General features: G+C 57.4%; 31 protein-coding genes and 1 pseudogene. 1 reads left to right on the top strand and 31 read right to left on the bottom strand.

The genetic code is table 11. From position 1 onward, the window contains the following. Positions 1–88 precede the first annotated feature (88 nt). On the top strand, positions 89–2,923 hold the full coding sequence (gene uvrA, locus FS665_RS15935) for an excinuclease ABC subunit UvrA (protein ID WP_178108359.1): 2,835 nt from the start codon (positions 89–91) through the stop codon (positions 2,921–2,923). A 71-nt stretch (positions 2,924–2,994) separates the two neighbouring features. Here the strand turns inward: uvrA and bfr are convergent, their stop codons facing one another. From bfr to FS665_RS15780, 31 genes and pseudogenes are all read right to left on the bottom strand, one after another. Next, positions 2,995–3,459, bottom strand: coding sequence for a bacterioferritin (bfr, locus tag FS665_RS15930; protein WP_145190308.1), 465 nt, complete (start codon positions 3,457–3,459; stop codon positions 2,995–2,997). Positions 3,460–3,622: 163 nt separating this feature from the next. Continuing rightward, entirely contained in the window at positions 3,623–5,062 is a 1,440-nt protein-coding gene (locus FS665_RS15925) for a catalase (protein WP_145190305.1), read from the bottom strand. A gap of 171 nt (positions 5,063–5,233) precedes the next feature. Further along, positions 5,234–5,620, bottom strand: coding sequence for a 50S ribosomal protein L17 (rplQ, locus tag FS665_RS15920; RefSeq protein WP_060478900.1), 387 nt, complete (start codon positions 5,618–5,620; stop codon positions 5,234–5,236). A gap of 42 nt (positions 5,621–5,662) precedes the next feature. Beyond that, positions 5,663–6,664 carry a DNA-directed RNA polymerase subunit alpha gene (gene rpoA / locus FS665_RS15915; RefSeq protein ID WP_003255452.1) on the bottom strand — a complete coding sequence of 334 codons (1,002 nt, stop codon included), beginning with the start codon at positions 6,662–6,664 and terminating at the stop codon, positions 5,663–5,665. A 22-nt stretch (positions 6,665–6,686) separates the two neighbouring features. Beyond that, positions 6,687–7,307 (bottom strand): 30S ribosomal protein S4, encoded by a 621-nt coding sequence (gene rpsD, locus FS665_RS15910; RefSeq protein ID WP_012316514.1) that lies wholly within the window; start codon positions 7,305–7,307, stop codon positions 6,687–6,689. Positions 7,308–7,322: 15 nt separating this feature from the next. Then, complete coding sequence (rpsK, locus tag FS665_RS15905; protein WP_012270237.1) at positions 7,323–7,712, bottom strand: 30S ribosomal protein S11; 390 nt, start codon at positions 7,710–7,712, stop codon at positions 7,323–7,325. Between the two features lie 18 nt (positions 7,713–7,730). Beyond that, positions 7,731–8,087, bottom strand: coding sequence for a 30S ribosomal protein S13 (gene rpsM, locus FS665_RS15900; RefSeq protein ID WP_012316515.1), 357 nt, complete (start codon positions 8,085–8,087; stop codon positions 7,731–7,733). 131 nt (positions 8,088–8,218) lie between these two features. Continuing rightward, positions 8,219–8,335, bottom strand: a complete 117-nt coding sequence (gene rpmJ, locus FS665_RS15895; RefSeq protein WP_002555468.1) for a 50S ribosomal protein L36 — start codon at positions 8,333–8,335, stop codon at positions 8,219–8,221. 28 nt (positions 8,336–8,363) lie between these two features. Beyond that, positions 8,364–9,695 carry a preprotein translocase subunit SecY gene (secY, locus tag FS665_RS15890; RefSeq protein WP_003257108.1) on the bottom strand — a complete coding sequence of 444 codons (1,332 nt, stop codon included), beginning with the start codon at positions 9,693–9,695 and terminating at the stop codon, positions 8,364–8,366. Then, positions 9,696–10,130 carry a 50S ribosomal protein L15 gene (rplO, locus tag FS665_RS15885; RefSeq protein WP_023382625.1) on the bottom strand — a complete coding sequence of 145 codons (435 nt, stop codon included), beginning with the start codon at positions 10,128–10,130 and terminating at the stop codon, positions 9,696–9,698. 3 nt (positions 10,131–10,133) lie between these two features. Next, positions 10,134–10,310: a 50S ribosomal protein L30 gene (rpmD, locus tag FS665_RS15880; RefSeq protein WP_003255463.1), complete on the bottom strand. Its 177-nt coding sequence runs from the start codon at positions 10,308–10,310 to the stop codon at positions 10,134–10,136. A gap of 2 nt (positions 10,311–10,312) precedes the next feature. Then, positions 10,313–10,813 carry a 30S ribosomal protein S5 gene (gene rpsE / locus FS665_RS15875; RefSeq protein ID WP_003255465.1) on the bottom strand — a complete coding sequence of 167 codons (501 nt, stop codon included), beginning with the start codon at positions 10,811–10,813 and terminating at the stop codon, positions 10,313–10,315. Between the two features lie 3 nt (positions 10,814–10,816). Then, positions 10,817–11,167: a 50S ribosomal protein L18 gene (gene rplR, locus FS665_RS15870; protein WP_008089801.1), complete on the bottom strand. Its 351-nt coding sequence runs from the start codon at positions 11,165–11,167 to the stop codon at positions 10,817–10,819. 10 nt (positions 11,168–11,177) lie between these two features. Further along, entirely contained in the window at positions 11,178–11,711 is a 534-nt protein-coding gene (rplF, locus tag FS665_RS15865; RefSeq protein WP_009681972.1) for a 50S ribosomal protein L6, read from the bottom strand. Between the two features lie 12 nt (positions 11,712–11,723). Beyond that, positions 11,724–12,116 carry a 30S ribosomal protein S8 gene (gene rpsH / locus FS665_RS15860; protein WP_008089805.1) on the bottom strand — a complete coding sequence of 131 codons (393 nt, stop codon included), beginning with the start codon at positions 12,114–12,116 and terminating at the stop codon, positions 11,724–11,726. A gap of 209 nt (positions 12,117–12,325) precedes the next feature. Then, entirely contained in the window at positions 12,326–12,631 is a 306-nt protein-coding gene (gene rpsN, locus FS665_RS15855) for a 30S ribosomal protein S14 (protein ID WP_145190302.1), read from the bottom strand. 13 nt (positions 12,632–12,644) lie between these two features. After that, entirely contained in the window at positions 12,645–13,184 is a 540-nt protein-coding gene (gene rplE / locus FS665_RS15850; RefSeq protein ID WP_012316517.1) for a 50S ribosomal protein L5, read from the bottom strand. Positions 13,185–13,204: 20 nt separating this feature from the next. Then, positions 13,205–13,519 carry a 50S ribosomal protein L24 gene (gene rplX / locus FS665_RS15845; protein ID WP_003255476.1) on the bottom strand — a complete coding sequence of 105 codons (315 nt, stop codon included), beginning with the start codon at positions 13,517–13,519 and terminating at the stop codon, positions 13,205–13,207. Positions 13,520–13,530: 11 nt separating this feature from the next. Next, on the bottom strand, positions 13,531–13,899 hold the full coding sequence (gene rplN / locus FS665_RS15840) for a 50S ribosomal protein L14 (RefSeq protein ID WP_008089810.1): 369 nt from the start codon (positions 13,897–13,899) through the stop codon (positions 13,531–13,533). Positions 13,900–13,922: 23 nt separating this feature from the next. After that, complete coding sequence (rpsQ, locus tag FS665_RS15835) at positions 13,923–14,189, bottom strand: 30S ribosomal protein S17 (protein ID WP_008089812.1); 267 nt, start codon at positions 14,187–14,189, stop codon at positions 13,923–13,925. A gap of 2 nt (positions 14,190–14,191) precedes the next feature. After that, positions 14,192–14,383, bottom strand: coding sequence for a 50S ribosomal protein L29 (gene rpmC, locus FS665_RS15830; RefSeq protein WP_002555481.1), 192 nt, complete (start codon positions 14,381–14,383; stop codon positions 14,192–14,194). Next, a complete protein-coding gene (gene rplP / locus FS665_RS15825; RefSeq protein WP_003255479.1) occupies positions 14,383–14,796 on the bottom strand; it encodes a 50S ribosomal protein L16 in 414 nt (137 codons plus the stop codon). The genes rpmC and rplP overlap by 1 nt, the downstream gene beginning before the upstream one ends. 12 nt (positions 14,797–14,808) lie before the next feature. Then, entirely contained in the window at positions 14,809–15,495 is a 687-nt protein-coding gene (gene rpsC / locus FS665_RS15820; protein WP_003255481.1) for a 30S ribosomal protein S3, read from the bottom strand. 13 nt (positions 15,496–15,508) lie between these two features. Beyond that, positions 15,509–15,841 carry a 50S ribosomal protein L22 gene (rplV, locus tag FS665_RS15815; RefSeq protein ID WP_003103908.1) on the bottom strand — a complete coding sequence of 111 codons (333 nt, stop codon included), beginning with the start codon at positions 15,839–15,841 and terminating at the stop codon, positions 15,509–15,511. A gap of 11 nt (positions 15,842–15,852) precedes the next feature. Then, positions 15,853–16,128 carry a 30S ribosomal protein S19 gene (gene rpsS, locus FS665_RS15810; RefSeq protein ID WP_003255482.1) on the bottom strand — a complete coding sequence of 92 codons (276 nt, stop codon included), beginning with the start codon at positions 16,126–16,128 and terminating at the stop codon, positions 15,853–15,855. 16 nt (positions 16,129–16,144) lie between these two features. After that, the gene (gene rplB / locus FS665_RS15805) at positions 16,145–16,969 is read right to left on the bottom strand and encodes a 50S ribosomal protein L2 (RefSeq protein WP_003255483.1); all 825 of its coding nucleotides are present in this window, start codon (positions 16,967–16,969) and stop codon (positions 16,145–16,147) included. A 14-nt stretch (positions 16,970–16,983) separates the two neighbouring features. After that, positions 16,984–17,283: a 50S ribosomal protein L23 gene (gene rplW / locus FS665_RS15800; protein ID WP_003255484.1), complete on the bottom strand. Its 300-nt coding sequence runs from the start codon at positions 17,281–17,283 to the stop codon at positions 16,984–16,986. Further along, on the bottom strand, positions 17,280–17,882 hold the full coding sequence (gene rplD / locus FS665_RS15795; protein ID WP_060509677.1) for a 50S ribosomal protein L4: 603 nt from the start codon (positions 17,880–17,882) through the stop codon (positions 17,280–17,282). The genes rplW and rplD overlap by 4 nt, the downstream gene beginning before the upstream one ends. Before the next feature lie 12 nt (positions 17,883–17,894). Next, positions 17,895–18,530 (bottom strand): 50S ribosomal protein L3, encoded by a 636-nt coding sequence (gene rplC / locus FS665_RS15790; protein ID WP_003257089.1) that lies wholly within the window; start codon positions 18,528–18,530, stop codon positions 17,895–17,897. A gap of 80 nt (positions 18,531–18,610) precedes the next feature. Beyond that, a complete protein-coding gene (rpsJ, locus tag FS665_RS15785; RefSeq protein WP_003186070.1) occupies positions 18,611–18,922 on the bottom strand; it encodes a 30S ribosomal protein S10 in 312 nt (103 codons plus the stop codon). Positions 18,923–19,063: 141 nt separating this feature from the next. Next, a pseudogene (locus FS665_RS15780) lies at positions 19,064–19,156 on the bottom strand (elongation factor Tu); the annotation flags it as partial.

The raw sequence follows: 19,156 nt of genomic DNA, 5'->3' as shown, positions 1-19,156 counted from the left end.
ACAGCTTGACGGCATCTACGCGACGCTTTGCCGCGTGATGGCAGCGCGCCGTATAATTCGTTGTTTATGCCCGCCGAGCGAGGTCGCAGTGGACAAGATCCTGATTCGTGGGGCACGTACCCACAACCTGAAGAACATCGACCTGACCCTGCCGCGGGACAAGCTGATCGTGATCACCGGCCTGTCGGGTTCCGGCAAGTCTTCGCTGGCGTTCGATACGCTATACGCCGAAGGCCAGCGCCGGTATGTGGAATCGCTTTCGGCCTACGCGCGGCAGTTCCTGTCGATGATGGAAAAGCCTGACGTCGATACCATCGAAGGCCTGTCGCCGGCTATTTCCATCGAACAGAAGTCGACCTCGCATAACCCGCGTTCGACGGTCGGCACCATCACCGAAATCTACGACTATCTGCGCCTGCTATACGCCCGCGTCGGCACGCCGCGCTGCCCGGACCACGATATTCCGCTGGAAGCGCAAACGGTCAGCCAGATGGTCGACCTGGTGCTGGAGCTACCTGAAGGCAGCAAGCTGATGCTGCTGGCGCCGGTCGTACGCGAACGCAAGGGCGAGCACCTGGCCGTGTTCGATGAAATGCGCGCCCAAGGGTTCGTGCGTGCGCGGGTCAACGGCAAGCTCTACGAGCTCGACGAACTGCCCAAGCTGGACAAACAGAAGAAGCACAGCATCGATGTGGTGGTGGACCGCTTCAAAGTGCGCGCCGACCTCCAGCAGCGCCTGGCCGAGTCGTTCGAGACCGCGCTCAAGCTGGCGGACGGCATCGCCCTGGTGGCACCAATGGACGATCAGGAAGGCGATGAGATCATCTTCTCCGCGCGCTTTGCCTGCCCGGTTTGCGGTCATGCCATCAGCGAGCTGGAGCCCAAGCTGTTCTCCTTCAACAACCCCGCTGGCGCTTGCCCGACGTGCGACGGCCTGGGGGTCAAGCAATTCTTCGACACCAAACGCCTGGTCAACAGCGAGCTGACCTTGGCCGAAGGCGCGATCCGCGGCTGGGATCGTCGTAACGTGTACTACTTCCAGATGCTGGGCTCACTGGCCGCCCATTATGGCTTCAGCCTTGAAGAGCCGTTCGGCGAGCTGTCGGCCGAACACCAGAAGGTGATTCTGCAAGGCAGCGGCAAGCACAGCGTCGATTTCAAATACCTCAATGACCGCGGCGACATCGTCAAGCGCTCGCACCCGTTCGAAGGCATCGTGCCGAACCTGGAGCGCCGCTACCGCGAAACCGAGTCAGCTACCGTGCGCGAGGAACTGGCCAAGTTCCTCGGCACGCAGCCCTGCCCGGACTGCCGCGGCACCCGTTTGCGCCGCGAGGCACGACATGTCTGGGTCGGTGAGAAAACCTTGCCGGCGGTGACCAACCTGCCGATCGGCGACGCGAGCAGCTATTTTGCCGACTTGAGCCTGACCGGTCGGCGCGGCGAGATCGCGGCAAAGATTCTCAAGGAAATTTGCGAGCGTTTGCAGTTCCTGGTCAATGTCGGCCTCGACTACCTGACGCTGGACCGCAGCGCCGATACCTTGTCCGGCGGTGAAGCGCAGCGGATCCGCCTGGCCAGCCAGATCGGCGCTGGCCTGGTCGGGGTGATGTACATCCTCGATGAACCGTCGATCGGCCTTCACCAGCGCGATAACGACCGTTTGCTGGCAACCCTCAACCATCTGCGCGACCTGGGCAATACGGTGATCGTCGTCGAACACGACGAAGATGCCATTCGCCTGGCTGACTACGTGGTCGATATCGGCCCTGGTGCAGGGGTGCATGGCGGCAAGATCGTCGCAGAAGGCACGCCGCAGGAGGTCATGGACCACCCTGACTCGCTGACCGGCAAGTACCTGTCGGGGCGCAAGAAGATTGTCGTGCCAGCCAAGCGCACCGCGCGCAACAAGAAGCTGCAACTCAAGCTCAAGGGCGCGCGCGGCAACAACCTGCAAAATGTCGACCTGGAGATCCCGATTGGCTTGCTGACCTGCGTGACCGGCGTTTCGGGTTCGGGTAAATCGACGCTGATCAACAACACCCTGTTCCCCCTGGCTGCCACCGCCCTCAATGGCGCCAGCAGCCACGAGGCCGCTGCGCACACCAGCATGGATGGCCTGCAGCACCTGGACAAGGTGGTAGACATCGACCAGAGCCCGATCGGCCGCACGCCGCGCTCCAACCCAGCCACCTATACCGGCATCTTCACCCCCATCCGCGAGCTGTTTTCCGGCGTGCCAGAGTCGCGCTCGCGTGGTTACGGGCCGGGTCGCTTCTCGTTCAACGTCAAGGGCGGGCGCTGCGAAGCTTGCCAAGGTGACGGTCTGATCAAGGTCGAGATGCACTTCCTGCCCGACATCTACGTGCCGTGCGACGTGTGCAAGAGCAAGCGTTACAACCGCGAAACCCTGGAGATCAAGTACAAGGGCAAGAATATCCACGAGGTGCTGGAAATGACCATCGAGGATGCCCGCGCATTCTTCGATGCCGTACCGGCTTTGGCCCGCAAGCTGCAAACCTTGATGGACGTCGGCTTGTCCTACATCAAGCTGGGGCAGTCGGCGACTACCTTGTCCGGTGGTGAGGCGCAGCGGGTCAAGCTGTCGCGTGAGCTGTCCAAGCGCGATACTGGCAAGACCCTGTACATCCTCGACGAGCCCACTACCGGTCTGCACTTTGCCGACATCCAGCAGCTGCTGGACGTGCTGCATCGCCTGCGCGACCACGGCAACACCGTGGTGGTCATCGAACACAACCTGGACGTGATCAAGACCGCTGACTGGCTGGTGGACCTGGGCCCGGAAGGCGGTTCCAAAGGCGGTCAGATCATTGCGTGCGGCACGCCGGAAGAGCTCACCAAGATGAAGCAGTCCTATACCGGCCACTACCTCAAGCCGTTACTTGAGCGTGATCGGGCCTGAAGCAGCGGTGATGTAAAAAAGCCCCTGGGACCGTCGGATACCAGGGGCTTTTTCATGATGCTGTGGATAACCTACATCTGCGACTGCAAGTAGTTCTGCAGACCAATGGCCTTGATCAGGCCCTGCTGCTTCTCCAGCCAATAGGTGTGATCTTCTTCGGTGTCGGCCAGCTGAGCGCGCAGGATATCGCGGCTGACATAGTCCTTGTGCAGCTCGCACAGCTCGATGCCCTTGCACAAGGCGGCACGCACTTTGTACTCGAGCTTGAGGTCGGCCTCGATCATCTCGGGCACGGTGGTACCCACTTCCAGGTCATCGGCACGCATGTCCGGAGTGCCTTCGAGCATGAGGATACGCCGCATCAGGGCATCGGCGTGCTGAGCCTCTTCTTCCATTTCGTGATTGATACGCTCGTAGAGCTTGGTCAAGCCCCAATCTTCATACATGCGGGAATGGATGAAGTACTGATCGCGCGCTGCGAGTTCGCCCTTGAGCAACGTGACGAGGTAATTGATGACGTCCGGGTGACCTTGCATCGCCCTGCTTCTCCCTGTGATACGACTGAATGCACATAGTGTGAACCAGGTTTTGCCCGCGGTCACTGAAAAATGGGCAATTGAAGGCAAAAAATCGGCTAAAAAGTAGTGATATTCATTGAAAAACCGCCCAAATGAGGGCGGTTCTTCTTATCACTTCGACTTAGGCGAGGTTCAGCCCGAGCGCTTTGGCGACGCCTTCACCATACGCGGGGTCTGCCTTGAAGAAGTAGTGCAGCTGGCGCAGCACCACATCTTCGCTGACGCCCGCCATGGCCCCGGCGATGTTGCTGATCAACAGCGCCCGCTGCTCCGGGTTCATCAGACGGAACAGCGCACCGGCATGGCTGTAGTAGTCGTCGTCTACCCGGTGGTCGTGGCGGTCGGCATCACCACTGAGCGCCAGGGCAGGCTCTGCATGGCGAGGCGACTGCTTGGGCGCATCGGCGTAGCTGTTAGGCTCGTAGTTGGGTGCACTGCCATAGCTGCCCAGGGCCATCGAACCATCACGCTGATAGCTGTTGACCGGGCAACGCGGGGCGTTGACTGGCAGCTGTTGATGGTTGGTACCCACACGGTAGCGGTGGGCGTCGGCGTAAGCGAAGACGCGGCCTTGCAGCATGCGGTCCGGTGACAGGCCAACGCCTGGAACCATATTGCTCGGGCCGAAGGCCGCTTGCTCAACCTCTGCGAAATAGTTCAGCGGGTTGCGATTGAGCTCGAGCACACCGACTTCGATCAACGGGAACTCCTTCTGCGACCAGGTCTTGGTCACGTCAAACGGATTCTCGTCACGATTAGCCGCTTCGGCCTCAGTCATTACCTGGATGCACACCGTCCAACGTGGATAGTCACCACGTTCGATCGCCTCGAACAGGTCGCGCTGGGCGTAATCAGGCTCGGTACCGGCCAAGCGGGCAGCGTCAGCAGGGGCCAGGTTCTTGATACCTTGCTGGGTTTTGAAGTGCCACTTGACCCAGGTCCGCTGACCTTGGGCACTGATCAGGCTGTAGGTATGGCTGCCGAAGCCGTGCATGTGCCGGTAGCCATCCGGGATGCCGCGGTCCGAGAACAGGATCGTGACCTGGTGCAGCGCCTCGGGCGAATGCGACCAGAAATCCCACATCATCTGGGCGCTCTTCAGGTTGCTCTGCGGCTGACGCTTCTGCGTGTGGATAAAGTCGGGGAATTTCAGCGGGTCGCGGATGAAGAACACCGGCGTGTTATTGCCGACGATGTCCCAGTTACCTTCTTCGGTATAGAACTTGACGGCGAAGCCTCGCGGATCACGCTCAGTGTCAGCCGACCCGCGCTCGCCACCCACCGTGGAGAAGCGCAGGAAGGTCTCGGTCTGCTTACCGACCTGTTCGAACAACTTGGCGCTGGTGTACTGGGTGATGTCGCGGGTGACGGTGAACGTGCCATACGCACCAGAACCCTTGGCGTGAACGCGGCGCTCCGGGATGTTCTCGCGATTGAAATGAGCGAGCTTTTCGATCAGGTGGAAGTCGTCGAGCAGCAACGGGCCGCGCGGGCCAGCGGAACGGGAATTCTGGTTGTCTGCAACAGGTGCACCGCTGGCGGTGGTGAGAATCTTGCTCATGGGCTCTCCAAGTCTTCTTACGTTGCCGGCTGATCGGCTTGACGAGGAGTATCGACGAACGGTCGACAATGAACAAATTCATTGCGTGACTTGTATCAATAGAAAGAAACAATACCTGCGCGCACAAAAAACCGGGCACTAGGCCCGGTTTCTTGTAGCAGACGGAACGTCTTACTCAGCAGCTTCTACAGCGCCGCCGACAGGACGATCAACCAGCTCGACGTACGCCATAGGCGCGTTGTCGCCAGCGCGGAAACCGCACTTCAGGATACGCAGGTAGCCGCCCTGACGGGTGGCGTAGCGCTTGCCCAGGTCATTGAACAGTTTGCCAACAGCGGTCTTCGAACGGGTACGGTCGAAGGCCAGACGACGGTTAGCAACGCTGTCTTCCTTGGCCAGGGTGATCAGCGGCTCGGCAACGCGGCGCAGTTCCTTGGCTTTCGGCAGGGTGGTTTTGATCAGCTCGTGCTCGATCAACGACACTGCCATGTTCTGGAACATAGCCTTGCGGTGAGAGCTGGTACGGCTCAGGTGACGTCCACTTTTACGATGACGCATGATTCATTCCTTACCAAACACTACGTTCGGTGATTACGACGATCAGGCGGTCGCCTTGTCGTCTTTCTTAAGACTTGCAGGCGGCCAGTTGTCGAGGCGCATGCCGAGAGACAGACCACGAGAGGCCAGGACGTCCTTGATTTCAGTCAGGGACTTCTTGCCAAGGTTAGGAGTTTTCAACAACTCTACTTCGGTACGCTGAATCAGGTCGCCGATGTAGTAGATGTTCTCCGCCTTGAGGCAGTTGGCCGAACGTACAGTCAGTTCCAGGTCGTCAACCGGACGCAGCAGGATCGGATCGATCTCGTCTTCCTGCTCGACTACTACAGGCTCACTGTCACCCTTGAGGTCGACGAACGCGGCCAGCTGCTGTTGCAGGATGGTCGCAGCGCGGCGGATAGCCTCTTCAGGATCCAGGGTGCCGTTGGTTTCCAGATCAATGACCAGCTTGTCCAGGTTGGTACGCTGTTCAACACGGGCGTTCTCGACCACATAGGCGATACGACGCACCGGGCTGAACGAAGCGTCCAGCTGCAGACGGCCAATGCTACGGCTTTCGTCTTCGTCGGTTTGACGGGAGTCAGCCGGCTCGTAACCGCGACCACGAGCTACGGTGAGCTTCATGTTCAGGGCGCCGTTGGACGCCAGGTTCGCGATTACGTGATCGGGGTTGACGATCTCGACATCGTGATCCAGCTGAATATCGGCAGCGGTAACCACCCCCGAACCCTTTTTCGACAAGGTCAGCGTAACTTCGTCACGACCGTGCAGTTTGATAGCCAGGCCTTTCAGGTTCAACAGGATTTCAATGACGTCTTCCTGAACACCTTCGATCGCGGAGTACTCATGGAGTACGCCATCGATCTCGGCCTCGACTACTGCACAGCCAGGCATGGAGGACAACAGGATGCGGCGCAGCGCGTTGCCCAGGGTATGGCCGAAACCACGCTCGAGAGGCTCGAGCGTAATCTTGGCGCGGGTCGGACTGACTACCTGCACATCAATGTGGCGGGGAGTCAGGAACTCATTTACCGAAATCTGCATGGATGCACCTATTTTCTAGCCCTTACTTGGAGTAGAGCTCGACAATCAGGTTTTCGTTGATGTCGGCAGACAGGTCGCCACGAGCTGGAACGTTTTTGAAAACGCCCGACTTCTTAGCGGAATCAACGTCTACCCACTCAACGCGGCCACGCTGGGCGCACAGTTCAAGGGCTTGAACAATGCGCAGCTGGTTCGACGACTTCTCGCGAACCGCGACCACGTCACCCGGACGAACTTGGTAGGATGGAATGTTTACAGTCTTACCGTTGACGCTGATCGCTTTGTGCGAAACCAGCTGACGGGACTCGGAACGAGTCGAGCCAAAGCCCATACGGTAAACGACGTTATCCAGACGGCACTCGAGCAGTTGCAGCAGGTTCTCACCGGTTGCGCCTTTTTTCGAGGCTGCAGCTTGGTAGTAACCGCGGAACTGACGCTCCAGAACACCGTAGATACGACGGACTTTTTGTTTCTCGCGCAGCTGGGTACCGTAGTCGGACTGACGGCCACGGCGCTGGCCGTGGATACCTGGGGCTGCTTCGATGTTGCACTTCGATTCCAGAGCGCGAACGCCGCTCTTCAGGAACAGGTCAGTGCCTTCACGACGAGACAGTTTGCATTTTGGACCAATGTAACGTGCCATTCTTCTGTCTCCTGATTACACGCGACGCTTCTTCGGCGGACGGCACCCGTTATGCGGGATTGGCGTCACGTCGGTGATGCTGGCGATCTTGTAGCCGCAGCTGTTCAATGCACGAACGGCGGACTCGCGACCTGGACCTGGACCCTTGACGTTGACGTCGAGGTTCTTCAGACCATATTCCAGCGCAGCTTGACCAGCACGCTCAGCAGCGATCTGAGCTGCGAACGGGGTGGATTTGCGCGAACCACGGAAACCCGAACCACCGGAGGTCGCCCAGGACAAAGCATTGCCCTGACGATCGGTGATGGTCACGATGGTGTTGTTGAAAGAAGCGTGGATGTGGGCGATGCCATCAACCACTGTCTTTTTGATTTTCTTACGAGGACGAGCAGCAGGTTTTGCCATGTCTATATTCCTGGGCGATTACTTGCGGATCGGCTTACGCGGGCCCTTACGGGTGCGTGCGTTGGTCTTGGTGCGCTGACCGCGAACCGGCAGACCTTTACGATGACGCAGGCCGCGGTAGCAACCCAGGTCCATCAAGCGCTTGATCTTCATGTTGACGTCACGACGCAGGTCACCTTCGGTGGTGAACTTCGCGACTTCGCCACGCAGGGTTTCGATTTGCTCGTCGCTCAGATCCTTGATCTTAGCGGCTGGGTTTACACCAGCGTCTGCACAAATCTTCTGTGCAGTAGTGCGACCGACACCATAGATGTAGGTCAGCGAGATAACAGTATGCTTGTTATCTGGAATGTTGACGCCTGCAATACGGGCCATTCAGTGGGACTCCAATTGACAGCTACCTACGCCCCGGAAGCCAAGAAATAGGGCGCGAGATAATATCGCTGTAGAAACGAATAATCAACCCAGCAGCACACTAGCTGCTGGGTTTGAAGCGCAGATCACACTCAGCCTTGGCGCTGTTTGTGACGCGGTTCCGCGCTGCAGATCACTCGTACGACGCCTTCGCGACGGATGATCTTGCAGTTACGGCACAGCTTTTTCACCGATGCACGAACTTTCATTACCGACTCCTCGAACCTTAGGGGCGTATCAGCGCAGCAAACCGCTGCCACCGTAGCCTTTCAGGTTGGCTTTCTTCATCAGGGATTCGTACTGGTGCGAAACGAGGTGCGATTGTACTTGGGACATGAAGTCCATCACAACCACTACCACAATCAGCAACGAGGTCCCGCCAAGGTAGAACGGCACATTTGCAGCCACCACCAGGAACTGGGGCAGAAGGCAGACGGCCATCATGTAAAGAGCACCGAACATGGTCAGACGAGTCAGAACGCCATCAATGTAGCGCGCCGACTGCTCACCAGGACGGATACCCGGAATAAAGGCACCGGACTTCTTCAGGTTTTCCGCTACGTCTTTCGGGTTGAACATCAACGCTGTGTAGAAGAAGCAGAAGAAAATGATCCCTGCACTAAACAGCAGAATGTTCAACGGCTGACCAGGAGCGATCGACTGCGAGATGTCCTGCAGCCAGCCCATACCTTCGGACTGACCGAACCAGGCACCCAGCGAAGCCGGGAACAGCAGAATGCTGCTCGCGAAAATGGCCGGGATGACCCCCGCCATGTTCACTTTCAGCGGCAAGTGGCTAGTCTGCGCAGCAAACACCTTGCGGCCTTGCTGACGCTTGGCGTAGTGAACGGCGATACGACGCTGACCACGCTCAATGAACACCACGAAACCGATAATCGCTACTGCAAGCAAACCGATAGCGACCAGGGCGAAGATGTTGATATCGCCTGTGCGCGCAGACTCGAAAGACTGCCCGATTGCTCTCGGAAGACCGGCAACGATACCTGCGAAGATCAACATCGAGATACCGTTGCCCACACCGCGCTCGGTGATCTGCTCACCCAGCCACATCATGAACATTGCGCCTGCCACGAAAGTGGAGACGGCAACGACATGGAAGCCGAGGCCTACAGAAAACGCCACGCCCTGGTTGGCCAGGCCAATGGACATGCCAATGGCTTGAACCAGTGCCAGGATAACGGTGCCGTAGCGGGTGTACTGGCTGATCTTGCGACGGCCAGCTTCACCTTCCTTCTTCAACTGCTCCAGTTGCGGGCTGACCGCTGTCATCAGCTGCATGATGATCGATGCCGAAATGTACGGCATGATCCCCAGTGCAAAGATGCTCATGCGTTCGAGCGCGCCACCGGAAAACATGTTGAACAAGCTAAGAATGGTCCCCTCATTCTGCCGAAACAGATCCGCCAGACGGTCCGGATTGATGCCTGGAACCGGGATATGCGCACCTATCCGATAGACGATGATCGCCATGAACAGAAAGCGCAGACGAGCCCAGAGTTCCGACATCCCGCCCTTACCGAGCGAAGAGAGAGCACCTTGCTTAGCCATTTATTCCTCGAATTTGCCGCCAGCTGCTTCGATAGCCGCACGCGCACCCTTGGTGGCTGCGATACCCTTGATGGTGACTGCGCGAGTGACTTCGCCAGACAGCATGATTTTCACACGCTGTACGTTCTGGCCGATCACGTTGGCATCCTTCAGGGATTGCACGGAAACCACGTCGCCTTCCACTTTGGCCAGCTCGGACAGACGCACTTCTGCGCGATCCATGGCTTTCAGGGAAACGAAGCCGAACTTCGGCAGACGACGGTGCAGCGGCTGTTGACCGCCTTCGAAGCCAGGAGCGATCGAACCACCCGAACGGGAAGTCTGACCTTTGTGGCCACGGCCGCCGGTCTTACCCAGACCGCTACCGATACCACGACCTGGACGATGCTTCTCGCGACGGGAACCCGGCGCTGGACTCAGATCATTGAGTTTCATCGATTAACCCTCGACCTTCAGCATGTAGTAAGCCTTGTTGATCATCCCGCGGTTCTCGGGAGTATCCTGGACTTCTACAGTGTGACCGATGCGACGCAGACCCAGGCCTTTAACGCACAGTTTGTGGTTAGGCAGGCGGCCCGAGACGCTCTTGATCAGCGTAACTTTTACGGTTGCCATGATTAGAAGATCTCCTCAACGCTCTTGCCGCGCTTGGCAGCAATGGACTCAGGAGATTGCATGGCTTTCAGACCCTTGAAGGTGGCGTAAACCACGTTCACTGGGTTGGTCGAACCGTAGCACTTGGCCAGGACGTTCTGAACGCCAGCAACTTCCAGGACGGCACGCATTGCGCCGCCGGCGATGATACCGGTACCTTCCGAAGCAGGCTGCATGTAAACCTTCGAGGCGCCGTGGGCGGCCTTGGTGGCGTACTGCAGGGTGGTGCCTTTCAGGTCAACCTGGATCATGTTGCGACGAGCAGCTTCCATGGCTTTCTGGATCGCGGCAGGTACTTCGCGCGACTTGCCACGGCCGAAACCAACGCGACCCTTGCCATCACCTACCACGGTCAACGCGGTGAAGGTGAAGATACGGCCGCCTTTAACGGTTTTAGCTACGCGGTTAACTTGAACCAGCTTCTCGATGTAGCCTTCGTCGCGCTTTTGATCGTTATTTGCCATAACTTAGAACTCCAGCCCGCCTTCACGAGCAGCATCAGCCAGCGCTTTGACGCGGCCATGGTACTTGAAGCCGGAACGGTCAAAGGCAACTTGAGATACACCGGCGGCTTTCGCACGCTCAGCTACCAGCTTGCCAACCTTAGTGGCCGCGTCGATGTTGCCAGTGGCGCCATCACGCAGGTCTTTGTCCAAGGTCGAGGCGCTTGCCAGAACCTTGCTGCCGTCGGCCGAAATGACCTGGGCGTAGATGTGCTGCGAGGAGCGGAACACGCACAGGCGCACGACTTCGAGTTCGTGCATCTTGAGACGTGCTTTGCGAGCGCGACGCAGTCGAGTAACTTTTTTGTCGGTCATTTGCTAGGCCCTACTTCTTCTTGGCTTCTTTACGACGGACTACTTCGTCCGCGTAACGCACACCCTTGCCTTTGTAAGGCTCTGGCGGACGGAAATCGCGGATTTCAGCCGCCACCTGACCTACCAGCTGCTTATCGATACCCTTGATCAGGATGTCGGTTTGGCTAGGCGTTTCAGCAGTGATACCGGCTGGCAGTTCGTAGTCCACTGGGTGCGAGAAGCCCAGAGCCAGGTTCAGGACGGTGCCTTTAGCCTGTGCCTTGTAACCAACACCGACCAGCTGGAGCTTACGCTCGAAGCCTTGGCTTACGCCTTGGACCATGTTGTTCACCAGAGCGCGGGTGGTACCGGCCATGGCGCGAGCTTGCTGATCACCGTTACGAGCGACGAAACGCAGCTCGCCAGACTCTTCGGTAACTTCAACAGACGAGTGAACGTTCAGTTCGAGAGTGCCTTTGGCACCCTTCACCGAAAGCTGTTGGCCGGCGAATTTTACTTCGACGCCAGCGGGCAGCTTTACGGGGTTCTTAGCGACGCGAGACATGCCTATCTCCCCTTAGAACACTGTGCACAGAACTTCGCCGCCGACACCGGCAGCGCGCGCAGCGCGATCAGTCATCACACCTTTGTTGGTGGAGACGATAGACACGCCCAGACCGCCACGTACTTTCGGCAGATCTGTGACGGACTTGTACTGGCGCAGGCCTGGACGGCTGGAGCGCTTCAGTTCCTCGATGACCGGACGGCCTTCGAAGTACTTCAGTTCGATCGACAGAGAAGGCTTGGCCTCACCAGTTACCTGGTAGCCAGCGATGTAACCTTCGTCTTTCAGAACTTTGGCAACCGCGACCTTCAGGGTGGAGGAAGGCATGCTTACGACGGACTTTTCAGCCATCTGGGCATTACGGATGCGAGTTAGCATGTCCGCTAACGGGTCCTGCATACTCATGGGCTAGATGCTCCTGATACAAGAATTATTAGCCTTGCGGCTATCACAACCACCCTTGCGAGCAGGGTCAATGACCCAGGCTCGGGTGAGCCGGTCATTCTAGACACAAGCCAGAAACGAAACAAGCCCCACGAGGGGGCTTGTTTGTTGGCGAGGTCACCGACGGTCGGAAGATTGCGCCTCGACCGTCGGGATCACACCGGCAGCGCTTACCAGGAGGCCTTGACCAGACCTGGTACGTCGCCGCGCATTGCCGCTTGACGCAGCATGTTACGGCCCAGGCCGAACTTACGGTATACACCGTGAGGACGACCGGTCAGGCGGCAACGGTTGCGCAGACGGGCAGCGCTAGCGTCGCGTGGCTGCTTCTGAAGGGCGACAACGGCAGCGAAACGCTCTTCAGGAGAGGCGTTCTGGTTGACGATGGTCGCTTTCAGCTCAGCACGCTTCTTAGCGAACTTGGCTACCGTGAGCTGACGCTTCAGCTCGCGGTTTTTCATGCTCTTCTTGGCCATTTTCCTACTCCAATCAGTTGCGGAACGGGAATTTGAATGCACGCAGCAGAGCGCGGCCTTCGTCATCCGAACGAGCAGTGGTGGTCAGGGTGATGTCCAAACCGCGCAGAGCATCGATCTTGTCGTAGTCGATTTCCGGGAAGATGATCTGCTCTTTCACGCCCATGCTGTAGTTGCCACGACCATCGAAGGACTTGGCATTCAGGCCGCGGAAGTCGCGAACCCGAGGCAGGGAGATCGCCAGCAGGCGGTCCAGGAACTCGTACATTTTTTCGCGACGCAGGGTCACCTTGACACCGATCGGCCAGCCTTCACGGACTTTGAAGCCCGCGATGGATTTACGAGCGAAGGTCACAACTGGCTTTTGACCAGTGATCTTTTCCAGGTCGGCAACAGCGTGCTCGATGACTTTCTTGTCACCGATCGCTTCGCCCAGACCCATGTTCAGGGTGATCTTGGTAACGCGCGGAACTTCCATCACGTTCGACAGCTTAAGTTCTTCCTTAAGCTTAGGAGCGATTTCGTTCCGGTAAATCTCTTTCAGTCGTGCCATGGTCTTCTACCTAGCAGTGTTCAAGCATCAACCGCTTTTTGGGTCGACTTGAAGACACGAATTTTCTTACCGTCTTCAACTTTGAAGCCAACGCGGTCAGCCTTGTTGGTTTCGCCATTGAAGATGGCAACGTTGGAAGCGTGCAGAGGCGCTTCTTTTTCGACGATACCGCCCTGTACGCCCGCCATCGGGTTAGGCTTGGTATGACGCTTGACCAGGTTCACACCACCGATGACCAGACGGTCGTCAGCGAGAACCTTCAGCACCTTACCGCGCTTACCTTTGTCTTTGCCGGCGATCACGATGATCTCGTCGTCACGACGAATCTTTTGCATGTCGGATCTCCTTACAGCACTTCAGGGGCGAGCGAGACGATCTTCATGAACTTCTCAGTACGAAGTTCACGGGTCACTGGCCCGAAGATGCGAGTGCCGATCGGCTCTTGCTTGGTGTTCAGCAGAACAGCAGCGTTGCCGTCGAAACGAATGATGGAACCGTCAGCGCGACGTACACCGTGACGGGTACGTACGACAACAGCGGTCATCACCTGGCCTTTTTTGACCTTACCGCGCGGAATGGCTTCCTTGACGGTTACTTTGATGATGTCACCGATGCCGGCATAACGACGGTGCGAACCGCCGAGTACCTTGATGCACATGACGCGACGAGCGCCGCTGTTATCGGCCACATCGAGCATGGATTGAGTCTGAATCATAAAATTTCTCCGACCCCTAGCCCTTAGACTTCAACAGCGCGTTCGAGGACTTCAACCAGTGCCCAGGACTTGGTCTTGGCCAGCGGACGGGTTTCACGAATGGAAACCTTGTCGCCGATTTTGCACTGGTTGGATTCGTCGTGCGCGTGCAGCTTAGTCGAACGCTTAACGTATTTACCGTAGATCGGGTGCTTGACGCGACGCTCGATCAGAACGGTGATGGTCTTGTCCATTTTGTCGCTGACGACACGGCCAGTCAGCGTACGGACGGTTTTTTCAGCTTCAGCCATGATCACTTACCTGCCTGCTGGTTGAGCACAGTTTTCACGCGAGCGATGTCACGCTTAACTTGCGAGAGCAGGTGCGACTGACCCAACTGGCCAGTTGCTTTCTGCATACGCAGATTGAACTGGTCGCGCAGCAAGCCGAGCAGTTGCTCATTCAGTTGCTGTGCAGATTTTTCACGAAGTTCATTCGCTTTCATCACATCACCGTCCGCTTAACAAAGGAGGTGGCGAGAGGCAGCTTTGCAGCAGCCAGGGCGAAAGCTTCGCGCGCCAGCTCTTCAGAAACACCCTCGATCTCGTACAGGACTTTGCCTGGCTGGATCTGGGCAACCCAGTATTCCACGGAACCTTTACCTTTACCCATACGAACCTCGAGAGGCTTCTTGGAGATCGGCTTGTCCGGGAACACACGGATCCAGATCTTGCCGCCACGCTTGACGTGACGGGTCAGCGCACGACGTGCGGACTCGATCTGGCGAGCGGTGAGGCGACCGCGAGCAACAGCTTTCAGGGCGAATTCGCCGAAGCTGACTTTGCTACCGCGCAGTGCCAGACCACGGTTGTGGCCGGTCATCTGCTTACGGAATTTTGTACGCTTTGGTTGCAACATTTGGCGTACCCCTTACTTAGCAGCTTTTTTACGAGGCGCTGGTGCTTGTGGTTTCAGTTCTTCTTGGCGACCACCAATAACTTCGCCTTTGAAGATCCAAACCTTCACACCGATCACACCGTAAGTGGTGTGAGCTTCGTAGGTGTTGTAGTCGATATCGGCACGCAGGGTGTGCAGCGGCACACGACCTTCGCGATACCACTCGGTACGAGCAATCTCAGCACCGCCGAGACGACCGCTCACCTGGATCTTGATGCCCTTGGCACCAATACGCATGGCGTTCTGTACGGCGCGCTTCATGGCGCGACGGAACATTACGCGGCGTTCCAGCTGCTGAGCTACGCTCTGCGCAACCAGCATGGCGTCGAGTTCCGGCTTGCGGATCTCTTCGATGTTGATGTGCACAGGCACACCCATCTGCTTGGTCAGGTCCTGACGCAGCTTCTCGACATCCTCACCCTTCTTACCGATAACGATACCGGGACGAGCGGTGTGGATGGTGATGCGTGCAGTTTGAGCCGGACGATGAATATCGATACGGCTTACGGACGCGCTTTTTAGTTTGTCTTGGAGGTACTCACGCGTTTTCAGATCCTTCAACAGGTAATCTGCGTAAGTAGCACCGTCTGCGTACCAGACGGAGGTGTGCTCCTTGACGATTCCCAGGCGAATGCCAGTGGGATGTACTTTCTGACCCATCTGATCGACTCCGTTACTTGTCCGCAACCTTGACAGTGATATGGCAAGACCGCTTGACGATGCGATCAGCACGGCCTTTGGCACGTGGCATGATGCGCTTCAGCGAACGCCCTTCGTTGACGAAGACGGTGGAGACCTTCAGGTCATCAACGTCTGCGCCTTCGTTGTGTTCGGCGTTGGCTACGGCCGACTCGAGGACTTTCTTCATGATTTCAGCGGCTTTTTTGCTGCTGAAGGCCAACAGGTTGAGCGCTTCGCCCACCTTCTTCCCGCGGATCTGGTCGGCGACCAAGCGGGCTTTCTGGGCGGAGATGCGAGCGCCCGACAACTTAGCGGCTACTTCCATTTCCTTACCCCTTAACGCTTGGCTTTCTTGTCAGCCACGTGCCCGCGGTAGGTGCGGGTACCGGCGAACTCGCCCAGTTTGTGGCCGACCATGTCTTCGTTCACGAGAACTGGGACGTGTTGACGACCGTTGTGTACGGCGATGGTCAGACCGACCATTTGTGGCAGGATCATCGAACGGCGCGACCAGGTTTTAACTGGCTTGCGATCGTTCTTCTCCACCGCCACTTCGACCTTCTTCAGCAGGTGAAGATCGATAAAAGGACCTTTTTTCAGAGAACGTGGCACTGTCGTATCCCTCTAGTTACTTGCGACGACGGACGATCATGTTGTCGGTACGCTTATTACCACGGGTTTTAGCACCCTTGGTTGGGAAGCCCCATGGCGATACCGGATGACGACCACCGGAGGTACGACCTTCACCACCACCATGTGGGTGGTCAACCGGGTTCATGGCAACACCACGAACGGTTGGGCGAACGCCGCGCCAGCGTTTGGCACCAGCTTTACCCAGCGAACGCAGGCTGTGCTCGGAGTTCGAGACTTCACCCAGGGTCGCACGGCACTCAGCCAGGACTTTACGCATTTCACCAGAGCGCAGACGCAGGGTCACATAGACACCTTCGCGAGCGATCAGCTGAGCCGAAGCACCAGCAGAACGAGCGATCTGTGCACCTTTACCCGGCTTCAATTCGATGCCGTGAATGGTGCTACCCACTGGAATGTTGCGCAGTTGCAGGGAGTTACCGGCCTTGATTGGGGCCAGGGCACCTGCGATCAGCTGGTCGCCAGCGCTCACGCCCTTAGGCGCGATGATGTAGCGACGCTCGCCGTCTGCGTAGCACAGCAGGGCGATGTGAGCAGTACGGTTTGGATCGTATTCGATACGCTCGACAGTGGCTGGGATGCCATCTTTGTCGTTGCGACGGAAGTCGACCAGACGGTAATGCTGCTTGTGACCACCACCAACGTGACGAGTGGTAATGCGGCCATTGTTGTTACGACCACCAGACTTCGATTTTTTCTCGATCAGCGGTGCGTGAGGAGCGCCTTTGTGCAGCTCCTTGTTGACCACCTTGACCACGAAACGGCGGCCAGGGGAAGTCGGTTTGCATTTAACGATTGCCATGATGCACCCCTTCCTTACTCAGCACTGCTGCTGAAATCGAGATCTTGGCCTGGCTGAAGGGAGACAATTGCCTTCTTCCAGTCATTACGCTTGCCCAGACCACGTGCGGTACGCTTGGTTTTACCCAGAACGTTAACAGTCGACACGTTTTCAACTTTTACGTTGAACAGGCCTTCGACAGCTTTCTTGATTTCCAGCTTGGTTGCATCGGTAGCAACCTTGAATACGAACTGGCCTTTTTTCTCAGCCAGAACGGTAGCCTTCTCGGAAACGTGCGGGCCAAGGAGGACTTTGAATACGCGTTCCTGGTTCATCCCAGCAGCTCCTCGAATTTCTTCACGGCCGAGACGGTGATCAACACCTTCTCGTATGCGATCAGACTGACCGGGTCGGAACCTTGAACGTCACGTACATCGACGTGCGGCAGGTTGCGAGCAGCCAGGTACAGGTTCTGATCAACAGCGTCCGAAACGATCAATACATCGCTCAGACCCATGCCGTTCAGCTTGTTCAGCAGGTCTTTGGTTTTTGGCGCTTCAACAGCGAAGTCCTGAACCACGACCAGACGGTCGCTACGCACCAGCTCAGCGAGGATGGAGCGCAGGGCTGCGCGGTACATCTTCTTGTTGAGCTTCTGCGAGTGATCTTGAGGACGAGCTGCGAAGGTTACACCACCGCCACGCCAGATCGGACCACGAGTAGTACCAGCACGAGCACGGCCAGTACCCTTCTGACGCCATGGGCGCTTACCGCCACCAGCCACGTCGGAACGGGTCTTTTGCTGCTTGGTGCCCTGACGGCCGCCAGCCATGTAGGCTACGACTGCTTGGTGTACCAGCGTCTCGTTGAATTCGCCACCGAAAGCCAGTTCGGAAACTTCGATCGCCTGAGCGTCATTTACATTGAGTTGCATGTCAGTTTCCCCTTAACCGCGAGCCTTGACAGCTGGACGTACAACCACGTCGCCGCCAGTAGCGCCAGGAACGGCACCCTTGACCAGCAGCAGGTTGCGCTCAGCGTCTACGCGAACAACTTCCAGGGACTGAACAGTCACGCGCTCGGCGCCCATGTGACCGGACATTTTCTTGCCCTTGAACACACGACCAGGAGTCTGGCACTGGCCGATGGAACCTGGGACACGGTGCGACACGGAGTTACCGTGGGTGTTGTCCTGGCCACGGAAGTTCCAGCGCTTGATGGTACCGGCGAAGCCTTTACCTTTGGACTGACCAGTAACGTCTACCAGCTGGCCTGCAGTGAAGAGTTCAGCTTTGATCAGATCGCCAGCCTGGAAATCGCCTTCTTCAAGACGGAACTCCCAAACACCGCGACCAGCGGCAACGTTAGCCTTGGCGAAGTGGCCTGCCTGAGCGGCAGTCACACGCGAAGCACGACGCTCACCGACAGTGACTTGCACTGCACGGTAGCCATCGGTTTCTTCAGTTTTGAACTGGGTGACGCGATTCGGTTCGATCTCAATGACCGTGACCGGAATGGAGACACCTTCTTCGGTGAAAATGCGGGTCATACCGCACTTGCGACCGATTACACCAATAGTCATGTTGTAAACCTCATGAGTGTACGGGGCTTTCACCCGCTATGGCCGCCCATTTCAGAGCGTTACACGACCAGACCGAAGTCTTAGCCGAGGCTGATCTGTACTTCCACACCTGCCGCCAGATCAAGCTTCATCAGCGCATCAACGGTTTTATCCGTTGGCTGGACGATGTCCAGAACACGCTTATGAGTGCGAATCTCGTACTGGTCACGCGCGTCTTTGTTGACGTGCGGGGAGACCAGAACGGTGAAACGCTCTTTGCGGGTAGGCAGTGGAATAGGACCACGCACTTGTGCACCAGTACGTTTCGCGGTTTCCACGATTTCCTGGGTGGATTGGTCGATCAGGCGATGGTCGAAAGCCTTCAACCTGATACGGATTTGCTGATTTTGCATTGGATTTCAGACTCCAGGCTGTTCCCAACGGACGCACTACGCCCGCTAAAAGGAGGCGTGATTCTATAGACGCCCCCATTTAGTGTCAACCCAATAAAAAAAACCCCCGCTGAGCGGGGGTTTTTTCAATCGGTCGAGTGATTACTCGATGATTTTGGCTACGACGCCGGCGCCGACGGTACGACCGCCTTCACGGATAGCGAAGCGCAGACCGTCTTCCATTGCGATGGTCTT

This window comes from Pseudomonas sp. URMO17WK12:I11, from assembly GCF_007677725.1.
In the GTDB taxonomy this organism is placed as follows: Bacteria; Pseudomonadota; Gammaproteobacteria; order Pseudomonadales; family Pseudomonadaceae; genus Aquipseudomonas.
The sequence above is the reverse complement of the archived record's forward strand: the minus strand, read 5'-3'. Positions and strand labels throughout refer to the sequence as shown.

Excerpts from the sequence above, each read along its gene's own strand:
- bfr (WP_145190308.1), bottom strand. The coding sequence starts at position 3,459 with ATGCAAGGTCACCCGGACGTCATCAATTACCTCGTCACGTTGCTCAAG.
- FS665_RS15925 (WP_145190305.1), bottom strand. The coding sequence starts at position 5,062 with ATGAGCAAGATTCTCACCACCGCCAGCGGTGCACCTGTTGCAGACAAC.
- rplQ (WP_060478900.1), bottom strand. The coding sequence starts at position 5,620 with ATGCGTCATCGTAAAAGTGGACGTCACCTGAGCCGTACCAGCTCTCAC.
- rpoA (WP_003255452.1), bottom strand. The coding sequence starts at position 6,664 with ATGCAGATTTCGGTAAATGAGTTCCTGACTCCCCGCCACATTGATGTG.
- rpsD (WP_012316514.1), bottom strand. The coding sequence starts at position 7,307 with ATGGCACGTTACATTGGTCCAAAATGCAAACTGTCTCGTCGTGAAGGC.
- rpsK (WP_012270237.1), bottom strand. The coding sequence starts at position 7,712 with ATGGCAAAACCTGCTGCTCGTCCTCGTAAGAAAATCAAAAAGACAGTG.
- rpsM (WP_012316515.1), bottom strand. The coding sequence starts at position 8,087 with ATGGCCCGTATTGCAGGCGTCAACATTCCAGATAACAAGCATACTGTT.
- rpmJ (WP_002555468.1), bottom strand. The coding sequence starts at position 8,335 with ATGAAAGTTCGTGCATCGGTGAAAAAGCTGTGCCGTAACTGCAAGATC.
- secY (WP_003257108.1), bottom strand. The coding sequence starts at position 9,695 with ATGGCTAAGCAAGGTGCTCTCTCTTCGCTCGGTAAGGGCGGGATGTCG.
- rplO (WP_023382625.1), bottom strand. The coding sequence starts at position 10,130 with ATGAAACTCAATGATCTGAGTCCAGCGCCGGGTTCCCGTCGCGAGAAG.
- rpmD (WP_003255463.1), bottom strand. The coding sequence starts at position 10,310 with ATGGCAACCGTAAAAGTTACGCTGATCAAGAGCGTCTCGGGCCGCCTG.
- rpsE (WP_003255465.1), bottom strand. The coding sequence starts at position 10,813 with ATGGCAAATAACGATCAAAAGCGCGACGAAGGCTACATCGAGAAGCTG.
- rplR (WP_008089801.1), bottom strand. The coding sequence starts at position 11,167 with ATGACCGACAAAAAAGTTACTCGACTGCGTCGCGCTCGCAAAGCACGT.
- rplF (WP_009681972.1), bottom strand. The coding sequence starts at position 11,711 with ATGTCTCGCGTCGCTAAGAACCCCGTAAAGCTGCCCGCTGGCGTCGAA.
- rpsH (WP_008089805.1), bottom strand. The coding sequence starts at position 12,116 with ATGAGTATGCAGGACCCGTTAGCGGACATGCTAACTCGCATCCGTAAT.
- rpsN (WP_145190302.1), bottom strand. The coding sequence starts at position 12,631 with ATGGCCAAGAAGAGCATGAAAAACCGCGAGCTGAAGCGTCAGCTCACG.
- rplE (WP_012316517.1), bottom strand. The coding sequence starts at position 13,184 with ATGGCACGACTGAAAGAGATTTACCGGAACGAAATCGCTCCTAAGCTT.
- rplX (WP_003255476.1), bottom strand. The coding sequence starts at position 13,519 with ATGCAAAAGATTCGTCGTGACGACGAGATCATCGTGATCGCCGGCAAA.
- rplN (WP_008089810.1), bottom strand. The coding sequence starts at position 13,899 with ATGATTCAGACTCAATCCATGCTCGATGTGGCCGATAACAGCGGCGCT.
- rpsQ (WP_008089812.1), bottom strand. The coding sequence starts at position 14,189 with ATGGCTGAAGCTGAAAAAACCGTCCGTACGCTGACTGGCCGTGTCGTC.
- rpmC (WP_002555481.1), bottom strand. The coding sequence starts at position 14,383 with ATGAAAGCGAATGAACTTCGTGAAAAATCTGCACAGCAACTGAATGAG.
- rplP (WP_003255479.1), bottom strand. The coding sequence starts at position 14,796 with ATGTTGCAACCAAAGCGTACAAAATTCCGTAAGCAGATGACCGGCCAC.
- rpsC (WP_003255481.1), bottom strand. The coding sequence starts at position 15,495 with ATGGGTCAGAAAGTACATCCCACTGGCATTCGCCTGGGAATCGTCAAG.
- rplV (WP_003103908.1), bottom strand. The coding sequence starts at position 15,841 with ATGGAAGTAGCCGCTAAGTTGTCGGGCGCTCGCATCTCCGCCCAGAAA.
- rplB (WP_003255483.1), bottom strand. The coding sequence starts at position 16,969 with ATGGCAATCGTTAAATGCAAACCGACTTCCCCTGGCCGCCGTTTCGTG.
- rplW (WP_003255484.1), bottom strand. The coding sequence starts at position 17,283 with ATGAACCAGGAACGCGTATTCAAAGTCCTCCTTGGCCCGCACGTTTCC.
- rplD (WP_060509677.1), bottom strand. The coding sequence starts at position 17,882 with ATGCAACTCAATGTAAATGACGCTCAGGCGATCGAAGTTTCCGAACTG.
- rplC (WP_003257089.1), bottom strand. The coding sequence starts at position 18,530 with ATGACTATTGGTGTAATCGGTCGCAAGTGCGGTATGACCCGCATTTTC.
- rpsJ (WP_003186070.1), bottom strand. The coding sequence starts at position 18,922 with ATGCAAAATCAGCAAATCCGTATCAGGTTGAAGGCTTTCGACCATCGC.